Here is a 17,394-nt window from a genome sequence, read left to right as displayed (position 1 = left end):
TATTTAAAACTCCATCTAAATATTTAATTAAAAACATCCCTAAATACCGTGAGTAAAAAAACTTGAATTACTTTTATCTTGCCAACCATTAAGAGTAATCTTTTTTTATAAAGAAATAAATTGAAACAATAATCACAACTCGTCTTAGTAGAGTAAGAGTTTAATAAGAAAAAGTAATGATTCCAATAGAAGAAGCAACTAAATACGTTGAAAAAAATAAGAAACCAGATGTAGATCGGTTTGAATTTCGTGCATTTTCTGAACCTTATCGCGTTTTAGCTAAAATTTTAGGACGTATCGACAAAGGCGAAAGAAGAACCTATTATAGTGCCACCGATTACATTGCGGTTTCTGAAGATGCTATTAATAATAATCCTTGGCGAACTCAAGAAGGTATGCGTTTAGGAATGCAGTTATTTGGTATTATTCAAACGCCGTATTTAGCAGATATGTGGGATTTTATGGATACAATACCTTATCAGAGAGGTTATGATAGAAAAGCATTTAGATCTGTAAAAACAGAAGATACATTACGTAATAAATTACAAGTTTTTACGCATTTTTTAAGTTTAAGCAGAAAGGGGTTTGGCGGATTAACATTACATGAACATTTTCAATACAGCACCTATTTTCCTCACGGAAATAGCTTTTTTTTAGCGACTTTACTCCATAATGGAAATGGAATGTTTGACGAATTGTTAGATGATATTCTTCAAGCTGAAGATGAAATTGGTGGTATTAGTGCAGATATTATAAAAGCATTATTACTTTCTGAAGATGAGAAACATTGGGAAATGGTAGCCAAGTTATTACTCGCTGCCCAACGTCAAGAAGGTTTAAGACAAACTATTTTAGAAGCTTTAGATGAATCTAGTCTTGGCGCTCTAAAATATATGATTAATATTGTTTTAGAAAACGACTTAACGCGTTTTACTAGTGTAACTCGAGCGGTAAGCACTTGGTTTGGTTTAAATTGGGAAATCCCTAAAAAATCAGTAATTAATCGTGTGCTAGAGTTAGCACAATCTTTAATTTTAGATTTAAAAGAAGTTGATACACTTCTTAAAAGTAAAGATAACTTAGAAGTTTTAGTGGCCTTATGGTCTATAGCTATTTTAGATGTAGATAAAGCTAATGCAAAAGCTTTAGATATTGTTTATACTTCAGAAGATAGAAATAAAAAAATTCTAGCCTTATATTTTATTTCTTCAACAGATAGAACAAACGATTCTTTAGTCGAATACTTCAAAAATAACTTAGGTAAAGATTACGCTCTAGATCATTGGATGGCAGTAAACCTACCATCAACAGTAGTTATAGATAACACAACCTTCTTAAGGTTATTTGAAGTCGCTAAAACGGCCGAAGACCAAGGGAAAACCTTCGAAAGTAAAATATTCTCTTGGTGGAGTTTTACACCTAACTCTTATTATTTCTACCAGTTTTTAATCAATGGTGCTAATGAAGAACAACTAGAATTAATCGCGAATGATTTAGACATACTTCCAACAGAATTTAGAGAAAGCTACATCCGTAAAGTATTCCCTAAAGATTACAGCTATTCTTTTTACAATTACGAACAAAATACAGAGAAAAAAGAACGTTTAAATTACGATGAAAACTCTTGGAAAAGAGGTTTAGCGAGAAAAGCAATCTACAACAGAAATGAGTTATTAATGGCTACAGGACTTAACTTATTTAGTAGAATGCACTTGTATGATAAAGATTTAGAGATTGCTGAAGATTTATTAAGACGAAAACATAAAAACTTACGGACCTCATTAATTAAATTGTTAGTAGAATTACCAGCCGACCGTTTAAGAAACAGTGCTACAAATTTAGTGACAGCAAAAAGTATAGACCAGCGTATAGCAGGTTTAGAGATGTTGACTCTTTTACACGACGAAAATAAACAGTCTAATTTTGTAGAAGACCAAATTCGCCTCTATAACGAACGCCCTAAAATCACCAAAAATGAACAAGTCTATTTAGATAAATTTAAAGATAACGCCGAAGAATTCGACTTCAGTAATGGTTTTGGAGCTATTGATTATGACAACTTAACACCATTATATATTCCACAATCGCGTTTTGAGAAAAAAACGAGTTTCTTCGATAAATTAGGAATTACCACTTCAGAATCTTCAGGGTTTAAATTCAAAGAATTCATAGATGCAAATAAAATTATTAAAGCAGTTAATACGTTAATTGATATTGTAACTAAAAACAGAAATCACGAATATCAAACAGAAGTATATCAAGGAGAAATAGCAACAACTTACATAGAAAAAGGCATTCGTGATATTAAAAGTTTAGGCGATGATGCAACACCAGAAGAACTGTTACATAACATTCCTTTAGCTAAAATTTGGATCGCTTGGCACGAGCAAAGTAAGCTTAATGATTTTGAAATGTATGCTGCAATTCGTTACATTAAGAATCATAATAACCCATTTGGAGATTATAAAGATTTTGAGCCTTTTGCTAGACAGTATTATCCAGATTTAAGTGGCTTAAAATTAGATAAAGAAGATCGGTACAATTCAAAATCTGATGCCTATAACAAAATTTTAATACGTCTGTTTAATGTCTATGCAGAAGAAAGAATTATAGCTAATTTTAAGCTAGATATAATGGAAGATATGATTGCTAATTTTCCTAAAAACCTCAAAGCAATACAGTATCAAACCTCTAATTATCGCTATAATAAAAAAACGTTTAACTGGACAAATGTTATTTTACCACTTGTACCAAGTTTAAGTATGAATAATTTAGAGCTTCTCACAGAAGCACAACTTCAAAAATATTGGGGAACTTATATCTATTTAGTAGCTCAAGATATAGCTTATCCTAATACAACTGACGATGTAAAGGTAATTACAAAACAATTCAGTAGACCAGGAATAGTTCCATATCCAAGTATTGCTGTTACATTAAGACTTTACAAAAAAGGCTTAATTAATGATGATGACATCCTTTTTCAAGCCTTAAATTCTCGTGAGTTAATGGTCATTATGGACGGTGGTTTTAATTACAGAATGAATTATAAATGGATAGAAAGAGATTGCGTGCCTAAACACGTATTAGCACCTTTAAAAACCAATTTATTAGAAACAGAATTAGAACGTGGCGATTTAGAAACCACTGCCACAGGATACATGAATGGTATTCACAGCATAGAAGGTGTAGATTATGTCTTTAGAATTTTAGAACGTTTAGGAAAAGATAATTTTGAACGTGGTTATAGCTATTACGGCGATAGTAAAAAAACAATATTTAGTGGTCTTCTAAAAAAATCGATTTTTAAAGATACTGAAAGTTATGCCGATTTTGCGGCACGTGCAGATGCTTCTAAAGTCACTAAAAAACGATTAATAGAATTAGCGTGTTATGCCACACAATGGACTGGTGTAATTGGTGAATATTTAGGGTTAGAAAAACTTGAAGATGCAGTCTGGTGGTTTCAGGCACACGCTTCAGATTATATGAATTCTGAAAAAGAAACCATTATTTCGCGTTATTCTAACATTCCAAAAAGTGATTTTGCCCTTGGTGCTATAGATGTCGATTGGTTTAATAAGGTGTACAAAACTATTGGGAAAACCAATTGGAAATTATTACACGATGCGGCCAAATATATTACCGATGGAAACGGACATAGACAAGTAAAACTCTATTCTAGCGTCATGCTAGGCGAAGTAAAAATCACCGAAACGCTAAAGAAAATCAAAGACAAACGCGATAAAGATTACGTACGTGCATTAGGTTTAATTCCGTTAAGTAAAACCATACCAGAAAAAGATTTATTAAAGCGATACAACCTGTTGCAAGATTTCTTAAAAGAAAGCAAACAGTTTGGGGCGCAACGCCAAGAAAGTGAAGCTACCGCTGTAGAAATTGGTTTAGATAATTTATCAAGAACCGCAGGTTACCAAGACCGTGTGCGTTTCAGTTGGGCAATGGAAGCGAAAGCTACCCAAAAAATCATGGAAAATGCCGTAATTACCATAGAAGAAACAGAGATAGAATTAATAATTAATGACCTTGGTAAAACAGATTTTAAAGTCACTAAAGCCGGAAAATCATTAAAAAACATCCCTGCTAAATTGCGAAAAGACAAACAAGTTATTGCTTTAAAAGAAAACAAAACATACTTGTCTAGACAATATAGCAGAACACGTTTATCATTAGAAAACGCAATGGTAAACGAAGATGAATTTACAGCACAAGAAATTCATAATATGATGCAACATCCTATCGTTAAAGTGATGTTGAGCAATTTGGTTATGTACGTTCCAGAAAAAGAAATTTCAGGGTTTTACAAAAAAGGTATTTTAACAGATGCTACCGGAAAAACACACCAATTAGCAGAAGACGACGTATTACTTATAGCGCATCCATCTCACTTGTACAAAAATGTAGAATGGGATCTGTATCAAAAACACCTGTTTGCAGAACGCTTAGTACAACCCTTTAAACAAGTGTTTAGAGAGCTGTATTTAATTACCGATGATGAACGCGAACACAGCACACGTTCCGAACGTTACCAAGGACACCAAATTCAGCCTAAAAAAACCGTAGCACTTTTAAGAACTCGCGGTTGGACGGTAAGTATGGAAGAAGGCTTACAAAAAGTATATCATAAACGTGGTTTTATAGCAACCATGTACGCCATGGCAGATTGGTATTCGCCGTCTGAAGCCGAAGCACCAACACTAGAAGATGTCTGTTTCCATTCCATAGATACTTACAAAAAAATTCCGCTTACAGAGATCCCATCCGTAGTTTTTAGCGAAATTATGCGAGACGTAGATCTTGTGGTCAGTGTTGCGCATGTTGGTGGTGTAGATCCAGAAGCAAGTCATAGTACCATGCAAATGCGTGCTGCCTTGGCCGAAGAATCTGCAAGATTATTCAAACTTAAAAACATTACCGTTAAAGAACGTCACCTGTTTATTAAAGGAAAACTTGGCGAATACAGCATTCATTTAGGAAGCGGACAGGTTAGCAAAAACGGATTGGCATTATCCATCATTCCGGTACATAGTCAGCATCGCGGTCGTATGTTCTTGCCTTTCGTAGATGAAGATCCAAAATCGGCAGAAATTATTTCTAAAATGAAATTACTTTCAGAAGACAATAAAATCCAAGATCCAACCATTTTGGCACAAATTAATAGTTAATACAAGCATTAGGGCGTTACCTCGCTTAGGCGAGGTCGGGCTTTATGTTGCAAGTCCGCGTGCTAGCGCACTGTGGGCTTTCCACGGCAATCCCTAACGCAAAAAAATCCGTATTCAAATGGAACTAACATTACAACTAAAAAGATTAGGTAAAAAAAAGGTAAAACAAGTCCCTTTTACACTAGAAGAAAACCCGAAAAATTTAGAAGATTTATTAATTGGTTGTGTAAAAAATCAAGTGGAAGCCTTTAATAAAAAACGAACAGAAGTTAATGTCATTGGTTTCCTTAGTCCTGCCGAAATACAAGACAAAGCCCAAACAGGTAAAGTAGAATTTGGCGAATTAGCTAATACCGATTTAGCAAATTTAGAAAAGGCAATAGACAATGTATTGTTAGCTTTTAAAGACGGATTATTTGTTGTTTTTGTAGACGATGATGAAATTACCGATTTAAAAGCACCGCTAGAACTGACTTCAGAAAGTATCATTGCATTCATAAGAATGACGTTTCTAGTCGGTACGTATTGGTAGATCTATAATTCATGACAACCGAAACCATACAAAACCAATTAACCACACAAATTATAAATCATCATAAAACCTGGAGCAATTTATTAGTCTATCTAGATTTTGGAAATGAAGCTTCCAGTTATTGGGATCTTACTTTAGAACCAATCAACATTTCTGTTGAAGTTAATAATAAATCTTTCACTTTTAAAAATGCCAAATTTATATGCGATGTAAATTCTGGTATTTCTTATGGAGATGATGTTAGCATTTTAACGAAACAAGTTTCGGGCAAAGGAAGTTATCAATTTACAGATGACAAAACAATTCATCTTACAGAACTAAAAATTGAAGCGTAGGATTTAGAAACGAATAGAAAGTTAATGGAAAAACAATTTAAAACTAAAACAGGATTTTGTCATATTTTACCAGATAAAATTATACTCACAAGAGATGGAATTATTGGAAATGTAGCAAAGGTGGCTGTTGGAAAAAGCATAACTCGAGTTTTAATAATTTATGGAGGAATTTCTGCTTTCTTACTTTATTCAGCATTTGATAGCTTTCAAACAGGTCAAGTTCCGATATCAATATTTTATTCAATAATTAGTTTATTTCTTATGTATGGAATATTTACAAGCATTAATAATTCTACAACACCAATAATCGAAAGAAAAGATATTAAAAGTATCAAATTAAAAAAAGCAATATTAGGAATAACGCGTTCTCGATTTGAAGTCCTTTTTAAAGACGTAAACGGAAAAATTAAGAAACGAATAATTATGCTACCCGGTACAATGCATCATGGAAATAAACAAACCGAAATAGCAAAAAAAATAATGACAGAAGAGAAGTTATTAAATGAATAAAATATGAAGACCACATTTAAATAAAGGTTTTAGAACATCAAAATAAAAAAATATTACATATTATGAAACAGTATACAAATGCAATTATTTTTGGAATAGCAATCGTTGCATCTTCAATTTTCTTAGGAAAAGCATACACAGTCTGTAGAAATAGAATCTAAAGAAGTCGATAAAATAGAAAAAGTATCTCGAGAAATTACAGAATTATTAAATCAAGGCGTTCAGTTTTATTCGCAAGCACCAAGATATTACTACACCAAACTTGCCGATCTCAAGATTGAAATGATCTCTAAAGCTACAGAAGATGCCAGATTACGTGCCGAAAATATAGCTAAATTTTCAGGTGGTAATTTAAGCACTTTAGAATCTGCTAAAATGGAAATCTTTCAAATTACAGGTCAAAATTCAGGAGAAGATTATTTTTGAGGAGGAACTTTTAATACTGCTAATAGAAAAAAAACAGCTTCAATTACTATGAAATTGGTTTATAAAGTAGACTAATCCCCTACTCGATTTATATGTTAAAAAAGGTATGCTTATCCACTAGAATACCTTTCTTTATCTATTAAGTTCAATTAATAAAGAATAAAAGATAAAACGAATTGAAATGGTTGAAATTACAAAAGCAAACACAACACATTCCGAACTCATTGTAGAAATAGGAAAACAAACGTTTTTAGAATCTCATGGACATAGTGCTTCTAAAGAAGATATACAGGATTATATTTCTAGAACGTATAATAAAGCAGCCATTCTAAAAGAATTCGATAATTCCAATGTACATTATCATCTTATATATTGCGATGGAGTTATTGCTGGATTTTCTAAAATAGAATTGCACACGACCAACAAAAACATAGCAGATATTAATATTTCTAAGTTTGATAGATTGTATATTTTAGAATCGTTTCAGGGCAAAAAATTAGGTGCTCAACTATTTAATTTTAATATCGAATTATCTATAAAAAATAAACAAAATGGCATTTGGCTTGCCGTATGGACAGAAAACCAAAAGGCCTTACATTTTTATCAAAAAATGAATTTTAAAATTGCCGGCGCTTATGATTTCAAAATATCTGAGACGCATAGTAATCCCAATCATATTATGTATTTAAAATATTAATTTTTATCCTATAATAGACTAATTTTCTATTATCAAAAGGAGCTTTTAATGCTAAGAATACTTTTTTTTTATAACTCAAAATAACATTAGCTTACTTCTTTAAGTGAATCATTAGCTCTAAAAGTTGTTAGAATAGTAATGTATTTTATAGACAAAGGAAATTAATAATAGTTTTACGAGTTTTTTATATCACAGAATACAGTGATAAAACCTATCACATACGCTTATACATTTGTATTAAATTAATTACACATCACTATACTCATGACAGATCAAGAAAAAAAACAATATTTAGCAGAAATAGACCAAGACGTGCAAAAAGCTGTAGATGGAGAATATAAACTTTATCCTGTACTACAACCAGCAAGTTGGCCAGGTGTTAAAAATGGAGCGCTCTATAATGTAGAAGTTTATGAAGACAATGATGATCATATCCCTTTAGTTGTTAAATCTTATGCCGTAGAAACGCCAAATGGTTTGGTATATCTATCAAAGAAACATAAAGAATTCTTTGGGAATAGAAACTTATATCAAGAAGCTAGCGACAACTTAGACGAGCTTGAACAAGCATTTAATTTTGAAAAAGAATTTGATAATAAAGTGTTGAGTTCTAATGGTACTCGATTTTCTAGTGAAAGAGCTCTTAGTTATACACAGATGCGTATGGCTCATGATTTTTTAGAATCAGAAGAATTATTTGTATCTATACCTAGACGTGGTAATATACTTATTATTCCTAAAGATTCTGACAAAGAGCTCTTAGATATGTTTTTATACGTGCATAGACATAATTGGAACGATAAAACTAACGACAATACGCATATCGCTAATATACTTTTATACGTAAAAAGTGGTAATAGAGAAGGTATCGTATATCTATAAATCTAAACGCTATGTTGTAAATTTAGTAACGGCTTTTATTCATAAAAAATAATTATAAAAAAGGCTTCAATCCAAAACACTGAAACAATGAAAAGCGCAGGTCTAGAAATGGCAACGGGTAATTCTTCAAAAGAAAAAAGTGACAAAAACACGTTCTTTGTCATCAATGTTTTTGGCGCTCAACTTTATGAAAAACCTGCGTTAGATTCAAAATTAATAAAGCGCATTTCAGTTGGAGAGAAAATTGTTGCAGAGCACATTCTTGAAACAAAACAATCTATACACATTAGCGAAGGGTTTCAACTTCAAGGGGATTTTATTAAAGTAAAAAATCAAGTCTGTTCTGGATTTATTCATAGTTCAGACTTGACAACATTTAGACCCCAATTAGAGTCTATTTACGATGGTATTATGATTCCAAATTTTAAAGGAAAAATAATACATAAAACAACGGATAAGAGAATTGAAAAATTTAACGACAAGCCATTTGAAATTGAAGAAGAGATAGCAACCTATGACCATATAATTCATACCTATACAGATTTTAATGATTGTTTTGAGAATACTTACCTATATAAACATATGACATTGCATGAAGTCTACCAGCAACTACCAGTCCATAATCCTAATATTGATATCACTTCAAAAGGAAATTTTATTTTAATGCCTGAGTTTATAGAAAAGAAAGACAATAAATACATTTTTAAAGGCATAGGTATAACACGTAGTATCGCAATTATAAAAAATCAAGACGGTCTGTTTTTAATAGAGTTACTAGATTGTCCGTAAAGAACTTCAGTTTAAAACAGGCTAATTATCACAAATAATAAAGGTGTTCTTATCAACAAGAGCACCTTTTCTTTTTTTATGAAAAAGTAAAAAAAATCACTGTTTAGACAAACCATTATATTTCATAATAGCTGAATACCGTGATAAAAAAACTGAGATGTATCTCTAATTTTGAAATAAATAAAAAACATATAATCTTATGAGTAATACCATTCATGGCCCAGAAAAAACACCTGAAGAAATAGCTAAAATAGTAGAACAAACAGAGAATAGCGATAAAAAGATTTATCCTATTTTAAAACCTGGCGACTGGGTTGGATTAAAAGCAGGAGCTTTAAGCTCTACTTTAATACCATCTGAAGATGGCGCTGAAGTCGTTATAGGATATGGTATGGATACACCTGATAACTTTGTGTTTTTAACTAAAAAGCACCTAGAGACTATGGATGCTAAACAAATTACGCAAGAAGCCTTCACCAATTTAGAAAAATGTGATCCAGGATTAACATTTGTTGAAGCTTTAGATAATAAAGCCGTTGGTGCTAACGGAAACGATTTTTCTAGTGAAACCATTCTTTCTAGAACCCATATGTTAAAAGCACATACCATGTTAGACGCTGAAGAATTATTAGTATCTATTCCAAGAAGAACTTGTATGACTATTATTTCAAGACAAGCAGATGAAGATACCATTAATAAGTTTGCTTTTTTACACAATCATACTTGGGGAGATGATAGTTTTGGTAACGCACCAATAACAAATTCATTTTTTATTGTAAAAGATGGTAATATTGTAGGACATATTCCATTATAAATTCAATTAAAAAAAACAGATAAAAAAAGGCATTCTTAATTTTAAGAATGCCTTTTTTATGGCTTCAATGCTATATAAATAAGCGTTATAACTAATTAAGTACACTTAGAAATAGCGGAATACCGTGATAAAAAATGACAATTGCTACTCTAATTTTGCAGCAAACAATAAACACACAACACTATGAGCGGTACACTTTACGGAAAAGAAAAATCTCAAGAAGAAATAGAAAAAATCATTGAGCAGACTAAAAATAGGGATCAAAAAATCTATCCTATTTTAAAACCAGGTGATTGGGTTGGACTTAAAGCTGGGGCATTAAATTCTAATTTAATAAAAACAGAAGCTGGGCCAAAAGTAGTTATTGCTTACGGTATAGATACGCCTGATAATTTTGTGTTTTTAACGCAACAACATTTAGAAACTATGGACCAAAAGGAAATTACAAATGAAGCTTTTAGAAACTTAGGAAATTATGAAACAGAATTCACCTATTCTAAAGCGTTTCAAAATAAAATATTAACCTCTAGTGGCCATGATTTTTCTAGTGAACGCATTCTTTCTAATGCACATATGCTAAAAGCACACGCTATGTTACATGCCGAGGAATTATTTGTTTCCGTACCAAGGCGTTCTTGTATGATGGTCATTTCAAGAGATTCAGACGACGAGTTGCTTGGCGCGTTTCTAAGTATGCATAAAGATGCTTGGAAAGATGATAGTTATGGTAATGCGCCAATAGCCAATATCCTTTTTACGATGAAAGGAGGACATATTACTGGACACATAGCCTTGGATAATTTGTCTGAATACTAATAAAACATAATGCTTCAATAAAATTTAATATTAAATCCGAACAAAAAGAAGAACAACAAAAAGGTATTTACAAAAACGTGAATACCCTTTTTTTATGCATTAAACGGAACAAAATTGATCTTGTAAGATATACCACTAAATAAACAAATGGCTGAATACAGTGACAAAAAAACTTCTATGTGTCTTTAATTTTGTCATAAATAATAAAACAAATAACATGAAAATTAATACACTTAATAGAAAAGAAAATTTAGCCGAGATTAAAACCATCGTGGAAAAAGCAAGCCAAGGAGAATATAAAGTTTATCCTATTGTAAAAGCTGGAACTTGGGAAGGCTTAGATGGTGAAATTCTACAAACCACAGCAATAAAAGGTGATAATGAAGGAGATCCTTCTAAAATAGTTGCTGTGTATGGAATAGACACACCAGATGGTTTTGTGTACTTAACGATGGCCGATTTAGAAATTTATGATGGAACAACACTACTTAATGACGCGTATCAAAACTTAGACGATTTAGAATCTACTTTAGAATATGCCGAAGCGTTAGACAATAAGGCACTTATTTCTATTGATACGTATTTTGCTAGTGAACGCGTCTTTAGCAAAGTAGAAATGACAAAAGCTCACGCTATGCTAGATTCAGAAGATTTATTTGTGTCTACATCCAAATATGGTGAACTAATGATTATTTCACAACACGCAGATAAAGAAACTAAAGATAAGTTTGCTTACCTACATAAGTACAATTGGAATGATGATGAAAATCCTAACGAACGTATCGCAGACCTTGTGTATTCAGTAACAAACTGTGACATTGTAGGACATATCCCTTTATAATTTTCAGAAATCAATAAACAAATAGTTACCTGTGCACACGCATCGGTGACTATTTTTTCAACTTAAAAACACAAAAATTGAAAAATCTAGACTTTAGTATCAACGGCAGAGTACAAAATTTAATGGTGGATGTCTTTGAATCGATTAGTGCTTCAAAAGAAGCAGAAGTTAAAATCAATGAACTTTTAGACACCCGAAGCATTTTTGAACTCGTTTTTGAAATCGTTAAAGAGTCTGGGTTTTACAGTCAGGATGAAAATTTTAGTCTTATTAAAGCTTTAAATATAGATACTGATGAATCTAATATTGAAGACGCTTTGTATGTGACTTGGGTATCGATGGGTGAAAACTTAAATACAGCAAAAACTCAAGAAGAATTTAATGCTAAATTCGCTTTGTTTGTGCCTATTATTTTAAAACGTATGGAAGCGATTAACCGAATGTCGGCTTAAAATATCATCGCATTCCTTTTGAATTCTGTTACTAAAAAAATCAACGTTTTACTTTAGAAATTTATACAATGATCTTAGACCCTTCCAACCTTAATCGATATTACAAGCAATTAAAAACGCAACCAAATTATCCAAAAGCTTATCTTTATGAGCTTTTTGCTGTTGGTAAAACTTTAAGAGATCCTATTATTGTTGATGAGATTTCTAAAATCTTAGAAACAAACGGTACCCCAGAACTTCTTAGCGCTTTTAACACCCGTAATAAATTGCCTGCAGATGGTGAAAATTCTACAGAAGTTTTAAAAGCATTACTCAAATACGGACTTAAAGATCCATTATTTCCTATAGGTAAAATCTACAATGCTTTTCAATTTTCATCACTTTCTATAAGACAGGAAGCGATTGCAGAAACACTAGAAAAGCAACCTGATCTTATTTCACGTTTAAATGGTATTGCTCACCTAAAAGTAAGTGATGTATTTAGCAACGGTTTGCCTGAAGAAATTTGTGATATTACCTCTTTATCGACTTTAGAAATTAAAGGCGATTACCAAGCGTTGCCATTTTCTATTGGAAATTTACAACAGTTAGAAAGCGTTACTCTAGAATTAACTCAACTCGCAACATTTCCAGAATCATTTTGGTCTTTAATCAACATAAAGCAACTAGAATTAAGCAATATTACTACAGAATTTCAAGAGTCACTTCAGTTAGAAAAGTTTACAAATTTAGAAGAGTTAGATTTCATTCTAGTCAATTTAAAAAACGCATCTCAACTGCAATTACCAACAAGTTTAAAGGAATTGAATTTTATAAGATTAGAACATTTAACCAAACTACCAAGTAGCATTTCAACACTAATGCATCTCGAAAAATTCAACCTCTTTAAATGTCCAAATCTGAATGAGATACCTAGCGGATTTGATAAATTGCACAAGCTTTTTGTATTTAAATTGAAAGCAGTTCCTTTAATTAAAACCATTGAAGACAGTCAAATATTTACTTCTAATTGCGAGTATATTACGTTAGATGACAACATAGAAATAATACCTAGTACATCACCAATTTCAAATTCTGAATTATTAATCAGAGATGTCAAAATTTTAAATTACGTTTTATTGCACCCTGAACGGTTTACCGATCTAAAAAAGTTAAAAATTCATTACATCACTAATTTCTCTGAGGTTACAGCTAATTTAGGACAATTAACAACACTTGAATCTATTGATATTCATCAAGGAAGTCATACCGAAACCCTGTTTCAAAATATTGAAAACTGTACGCAATTACGCTATTTAAAATTGTATGGTGTTACTATTGAAAGCATCCCTGAAGGTTTAAAAGACTTGCAACATTTAGAGTATTTAAGTTTTAACAGTTGTCGTGATTTAGTTTTAGAGGCTATAAATTTGCCTTTTAAGATTAAAGACTTGCACTTATTTGACATTAAAGAATATGTTGCCACAGAAAAATTATTAGAAACAGAACAGGCTTATTTTGGGAATTTAGCGATTGAAGCACCTCAAGTTTTGTTTCAAAATTTAATCACGACATCACTTCATTTTTCGGGTATTAACGAGTGCGAAAACACCCAAGAAGATATAACACAATACTTACCAAAACCGGAAGTGTTAACCACCCTAAAAGCCTATACAAATACAGGTCATTTTCAAAATGTATTGGTCTATTGTACCAATTTAGAGCATTTACATTTAGATAATAATGAAGCTAGCGCTGTGGCTTTAACACCTAAACTCACGCCTCAATTAAAATATTTAAAATTAGACTTTTATAAAGCTGAAAATTTAGAAGAAATCATTTCTAATATGCCAAATTTAGAAACCTTAAATATGGCGCATTATGAGATTGCTACTACGTTTCCTAAAATCAAGTTGCCACATTTAAAAGCTTTAGATTTAAGTTACACCACCTTTGAAAGCCTTGAAACTTTAGAAGCACCCGTTTTAGAATCTCTATATATTGCCTTAAGTTATCAATTTGGAATGGCAGGCTATGCAAAACTAAATCAGTTTAAAGCCTTGAAAAAATTAAGTTTTATGGGCATTGGCGACGATGTCAACAGCATTCCTGAAAGTATTTCAGAATTAAAACTAACCGAGTTTTTAATCAACCATAAGTTTGAAGTATTGCCAGAATTCATTCAGCAGATTAAAACTTTAAAAACCTTATCCTTAGGCGGAAATGACTTTGTAGATTTACCGACTTGGATAGCCGATTTACCTCATTTAGAACGCTTAGATATTGACAATTGTAAATTTGAAAATGCAGTTCCTGAATATTTTCAGAAACTAAAACTGAAAGAACTAAAATATTACCTCTCTGGTTTTGGCGGACATAATATGAATCCAGAAAAATACAAGAACTTAATAACGCCAGGTTATACCCAATTGAAAAAAGAGTTCAGTAAAGAATCAAATGTGTAATTTTTGATGCTATTTAGTATTTAAACCAAAGCTATGAATATAGAAAAATTAATTAGAACTCGGGAGCCTTACCAAGAAAGGTTATTTGACAGTTTCTTAATCGAAAATATAAAATCGTACGAGGAACTTATGGAGGTTTATCAAACCTATAAACAAAATCATCCTGACAAGACTATAATCTTAACCTTAGATGATTTAGGTCAAGCCGAATATACTAGTGGGCACGCTTGTGATTACAATGCTCTGCTGGATACAGAAGGTTATGATTTATCTGGACTTGATAAAGCCTGCTATGATGAAGATAACGAGCATTTGGGGCATTTGTCTACACCATCTGAATATTTCATTATAAGAGAAAACTTTTTAAAACAAACAAAAGGAATTGATTTTGAAACCGTTTGTAAAAAAGACATAAGCAATTCTGAAGACGATGTTTTAGATTTAGAAAATATTAATGAATCCCCTTTAGCATTTTTAGACCAACAGGTTGTCCTGAAGATTCTTCCTGTAGAACAACCATACGAAGGACTTACCGGATTTCCGAATGGTTATTTTGATGCCGACTTTAGTCCTTTTGAAAATTATGCGTTATCAAAATACCTCTTTGAAACCTATAATTTTGAACTTTTTGGCATAGGGGCTTCCTTTTTAGGATTTATTAGAAATGAACCCTTAAAAGACAATCAATTAAAAACATTGGTAACTGACTTGGCAAAACTGTATAACACCACCGAATCAGAGTTTGAAAAATTAGCAGATATCATTAAAAATAAAAAGCATTTGTTTTTAAGATATACCGAATAATTTCAGTTATAAAAAAACTAAAAAGTCCAATTATAAAATTTATAATTGGGCTTTTTTTATTATTTACACTAAGTACCTAAAATTTACTCAGAAAATTGTTTAATAATTTCAAACAAAGTTAATTTAGTTCTCTTTATACTGCCATCATCGTGACGAAATAAATGTACTTTAGTATTATCATAGCAACCAAAAAATAATAAATCACCTTCAGAATTAGCACCAATAGCTTTACCTAAAGCTAATTTTTCTAAACTCCACTTGTATCCATTTAAATCATTAAATATAGGATTCATAAATTCACTTAATGTTTTAACATACGGGGTTAATGCGTGAATCTTACTGACTTCCATTCCATCTATGTTGGTAAGCTCCATCATCTTTTCAAAATTATATAACTTAAATTCCTCTTCCTCAAAAATTACAGTCCTTGGTTTTTCAGCAATAAACTCCCTGTAATTTTTTCTAAACATTGGTTTTAGTTCATCTACCGAGGTTATAATTAAATTTTCATTCATAGTTGTAACTTTTTAAAGTATTAGTTCTTAGTATTTTCTTTTGTTTTAGTATCTACAATCTGTAGTAATGTTGGCATTCGGTATTTACCGTGCATACGTTCTATGGCGTTACAAACCTCATCTCTATCTGTACCAATAGAGGTCACATACAATGGTTTTTTACTTTCGCCACGAAACACTTCTTTAAATACAGAAGTTTTAGATACAAACTCAGATTTTGCAATACCTACAACCGGAATTTTTCCTTCTAAAGCTTGGTACAAATAACCACCTAAGCCCAAGTGTTTTTCTTCTAAAATCACATAACCATCTACAATGATTAAGTCTACTTCTTCTAGATTTACTTGTTTAAGAAGACTTAAAATACACGGTAATTCGCGTTTGTAAAAAGATCCTGGTTCGTATGGTGCTACACCTTCAATAATATCAGTATAAATTTTTGTTGGTTCGTCGTCTTCCCAATCGTTAAAACTTACCGCAATGGTTTTGGCTTTTCCGTCGTAATAATAAGTGTCAAAAGCGAGTATCATAAGTTCATTTTTAGTTTTGTTATTAGCTAATAGGCTTTATTAAATCAGCTTTGCTAAGCGTATATTTTATCTCTGGATATGTAAAATCTAGACTTCTATTTTCTTGACCCCGCAATTTGTAAAATTCTTTTTCTTGCGTTTCATTTGCGAGTTCCATTACTGCACCTTCTTCAAAATAAGGCTTGTTATTTTTAAATTCAATAAAGGTTTTAGAGGTTCTAAAAGTGATGCCTAACCATTTGTTATCGGCTAATTTTAGTGCTTCGCGGTTTGGGTTTTCTAAAATGATTTTATGTGAATATTCAGCATTCATTTCCACAGAAAATAAAACAAAAGAATTGTGTGTTAATGCGATATCAAATTCTTCTTCGGTAGATTTATCTTTAATTCTGAGAATACGAGTTGTTGCATCCGTAAGCGTTTCTGGATGTTTATAACATGAAAACAAACCAATATAAGAGTTCGGTTCTAGATCTAAATTTTGATCGGAATGATAGCCCATTTTGGTATAATTCTCGTCATATATTTCAATAAGTCCACAGTTAAAAGCTGTTTTTGGTTGATTTTCGGCTTCTAATGTGTTATTAATATGATTTAAAATATCAAGATGATTTACAGTAAAATAATGAGCAGGAATACTAAACTTCGTTGTTGTTCTTACTACAGGAATACCTTTATCTAAGCACTTTATTATAGTATTTCCAACGCGTCCTTTGCCTAAGGCTTCAAAACTGATTTCTTTAGATAAAGATTCGAAACAATTGGTTTTTAAAGGAAGTGTCGTTTTATAAAACGGATACGTATTCATACAATAATGCTTTCAG

The 17,394-nt window shown here is 31.6% G+C and carries 15 protein-coding genes and 2 pseudogenes; 14 read left to right on the top strand and 3 right to left on the bottom strand.

Annotated features, from left to right (window positions below):
- Positions 1-176: 176 nt before the first annotated feature.
- From HSX10_RS12950 to HSX10_RS12885, 14 genes and pseudogenes are all read left to right on the top strand, one after another.
- Complete coding sequence (locus HSX10_RS12950; RefSeq protein ID WP_173588658.1) at positions 177-5,183, top strand: DUF4132 domain-containing protein; 5,007 nt, start codon at positions 177-179, stop codon at positions 5,181-5,183.
- A 118-nt stretch (positions 5,184-5,301) separates the two neighbouring features.
- On the top strand, positions 5,302-5,715 hold the full coding sequence (locus HSX10_RS12945) for a hypothetical protein (RefSeq protein WP_173588657.1): 414 nt from the start codon (positions 5,302-5,304) through the stop codon (positions 5,713-5,715).
- A gap of 11 nt (positions 5,716-5,726) precedes the next feature.
- On the top strand, positions 5,727-6,050 hold the full coding sequence (locus tag HSX10_RS12940; RefSeq protein ID WP_173588656.1) for a hypothetical protein: 324 nt from the start codon (positions 5,727-5,729) through the stop codon (positions 6,048-6,050).
- A gap of 24 nt (positions 6,051-6,074) precedes the next feature.
- Entirely contained in the window at positions 6,075-6,560 is a 486-nt protein-coding gene (locus tag HSX10_RS12935) for a phosphoribosylaminoimidazolesuccinocarboxamide synthase (RefSeq protein ID WP_173588655.1), read from the top strand.
- A gap of 135 nt (positions 6,561-6,695) precedes the next feature.
- A pseudogene (locus HSX10_RS12930) lies at positions 6,696-7,061 on the top strand (SIMPL domain-containing protein); the annotation flags it as partial.
- Between the two features lie 106 nt (positions 7,062-7,167).
- A complete protein-coding gene (locus HSX10_RS12925) occupies positions 7,168-7,683 on the top strand; it encodes a GNAT family N-acetyltransferase (RefSeq protein ID WP_173588654.1) in 516 nt (171 codons plus the stop codon).
- Between the two features lie 264 nt (positions 7,684-7,947).
- Positions 7,948-8,565: a DUF1444 domain-containing protein gene (locus tag HSX10_RS12920; RefSeq protein ID WP_173588653.1), complete on the top strand. Its 618-nt coding sequence runs from the start codon at positions 7,948-7,950 to the stop codon at positions 8,563-8,565.
- 87 nt (positions 8,566-8,652) lie between these two features.
- Positions 8,653-9,354 (top strand): hypothetical protein, encoded by a 702-nt coding sequence (locus tag HSX10_RS12915; RefSeq protein ID WP_173588652.1) that lies wholly within the window; start codon positions 8,653-8,655, stop codon positions 9,352-9,354.
- Positions 9,355-9,553: 199 nt separating this feature from the next.
- The gene (locus HSX10_RS12910) at positions 9,554-10,168 is read left to right on the top strand and encodes a DUF1444 domain-containing protein (RefSeq protein WP_173588651.1); all 615 of its coding nucleotides are present in this window, start codon (positions 9,554-9,556) and stop codon (positions 10,166-10,168) included.
- Between the two features lie 183 nt (positions 10,169-10,351).
- Entirely contained in the window at positions 10,352-10,984 is a 633-nt protein-coding gene (locus HSX10_RS12905) for a DUF1444 family protein (protein ID WP_173588650.1), read from the top strand.
- A gap of 217 nt (positions 10,985-11,201) precedes the next feature.
- The gene (locus HSX10_RS12900; protein ID WP_173588649.1) at positions 11,202-11,825 is read left to right on the top strand and encodes a hypothetical protein; all 624 of its coding nucleotides are present in this window, start codon (positions 11,202-11,204) and stop codon (positions 11,823-11,825) included.
- A gap of 77 nt (positions 11,826-11,902) precedes the next feature.
- The gene (locus HSX10_RS12895) at positions 11,903-12,277 is read left to right on the top strand and encodes a hypothetical protein (RefSeq protein ID WP_246293631.1); all 375 of its coding nucleotides are present in this window, start codon (positions 11,903-11,905) and stop codon (positions 12,275-12,277) included.
- A 68-nt stretch (positions 12,278-12,345) separates the two neighbouring features.
- Positions 12,346-14,721 (top strand): leucine-rich repeat domain-containing protein, encoded by a 2,376-nt coding sequence (locus tag HSX10_RS12890; protein ID WP_173588648.1) that lies wholly within the window; start codon positions 12,346-12,348, stop codon positions 14,719-14,721.
- A 33-nt stretch (positions 14,722-14,754) separates the two neighbouring features.
- The gene (locus tag HSX10_RS12885; protein WP_173588647.1) at positions 14,755-15,525 is read left to right on the top strand and encodes a hypothetical protein; all 771 of its coding nucleotides are present in this window, start codon (positions 14,755-14,757) and stop codon (positions 15,523-15,525) included.
- Between the two features lie 83 nt (positions 15,526-15,608).
- Here the strand turns inward: HSX10_RS12885 and HSX10_RS12880 are convergent, their stop codons facing one another.
- The 3 genes and pseudogenes from HSX10_RS12880 to HSX10_RS12870 all read right to left on the bottom strand — a co-directional run bounded on the left by HSX10_RS12880 (position 15,609) and on the right by HSX10_RS12870 (position 17,378).
- Positions 15,609-16,040 carry a hypothetical protein gene (locus tag HSX10_RS12880; RefSeq protein ID WP_173588646.1) on the bottom strand — a complete coding sequence of 144 codons (432 nt, stop codon included), beginning with the start codon at positions 16,038-16,040 and terminating at the stop codon, positions 15,609-15,611.
- 20 nt (positions 16,041-16,060) lie between these two features.
- Positions 16,061-16,573, bottom strand: a pseudogene (locus HSX10_RS12875) (endonuclease V); the annotation flags it as partial.
- 19 nt (positions 16,574-16,592) lie between these two features.
- A complete protein-coding gene (locus tag HSX10_RS12870; RefSeq protein ID WP_173588644.1) occupies positions 16,593-17,378 on the bottom strand; it encodes an alpha-ketoglutarate-dependent dioxygenase AlkB in 786 nt (261 codons plus the stop codon).
- Between the last annotated feature and the right edge of the window lie 16 nt (positions 17,379-17,394).

This window comes from Winogradskyella undariae, assembly GCF_013285155.1.
GTDB classification, from domain to species: Bacteria; Bacteroidota; Bacteroidia; order Flavobacteriales; family Flavobacteriaceae; genus Winogradskyella; species Winogradskyella undariae.
This window is presented reverse-complemented; position numbering and strand designations above follow the sequence as displayed.

Excerpts from the sequence above, each read along its gene's own strand:
- HSX10_RS12870 (WP_173588644.1), bottom strand. The coding sequence starts at position 17,378 with ATGAATACGTATCCGTTTTATAAAACGACACTTCCTTTAAAAACCAAT.
- HSX10_RS12880 (WP_173588646.1), bottom strand. The coding sequence starts at position 16,040 with ATGAATGAAAATTTAATTATAACCTCGGTAGATGAACTAAAACCAATG.
- HSX10_RS12940 (WP_173588656.1), top strand. The coding sequence starts at position 5,727 with ATGACAACCGAAACCATACAAAACCAATTAACCACACAAATTATAAAT.
- HSX10_RS12915 (WP_173588652.1), top strand. The coding sequence starts at position 8,653 with ATGAAAAGCGCAGGTCTAGAAATGGCAACGGGTAATTCTTCAAAAGAA.
- HSX10_RS12885 (WP_173588647.1), top strand. The coding sequence starts at position 14,755 with ATGAATATAGAAAAATTAATTAGAACTCGGGAGCCTTACCAAGAAAGG.
- HSX10_RS12890 (WP_173588648.1), top strand. The coding sequence starts at position 12,346 with ATGATCTTAGACCCTTCCAACCTTAATCGATATTACAAGCAATTAAAA.
- HSX10_RS12945 (WP_173588657.1), top strand. The coding sequence starts at position 5,302 with ATGGAACTAACATTACAACTAAAAAGATTAGGTAAAAAAAAGGTAAAA.
- HSX10_RS12905 (WP_173588650.1), top strand. The coding sequence starts at position 10,352 with ATGAGCGGTACACTTTACGGAAAAGAAAAATCTCAAGAAGAAATAGAA.
- HSX10_RS12900 (WP_173588649.1), top strand. The coding sequence starts at position 11,202 with ATGAAAATTAATACACTTAATAGAAAAGAAAATTTAGCCGAGATTAAA.
- HSX10_RS12950 (WP_173588658.1), top strand. The coding sequence starts at position 177 with ATGATTCCAATAGAAGAAGCAACTAAATACGTTGAAAAAAATAAGAAA.
- HSX10_RS12910 (WP_173588651.1), top strand. The coding sequence starts at position 9,554 with ATGAGTAATACCATTCATGGCCCAGAAAAAACACCTGAAGAAATAGCT.
- HSX10_RS12935 (WP_173588655.1), top strand. The coding sequence starts at position 6,075 with ATGGAAAAACAATTTAAAACTAAAACAGGATTTTGTCATATTTTACCA.
- HSX10_RS12920 (WP_173588653.1), top strand. The coding sequence starts at position 7,948 with ATGACAGATCAAGAAAAAAAACAATATTTAGCAGAAATAGACCAAGAC.
- HSX10_RS12925 (WP_173588654.1), top strand. The coding sequence starts at position 7,168 with ATGGTTGAAATTACAAAAGCAAACACAACACATTCCGAACTCATTGTA.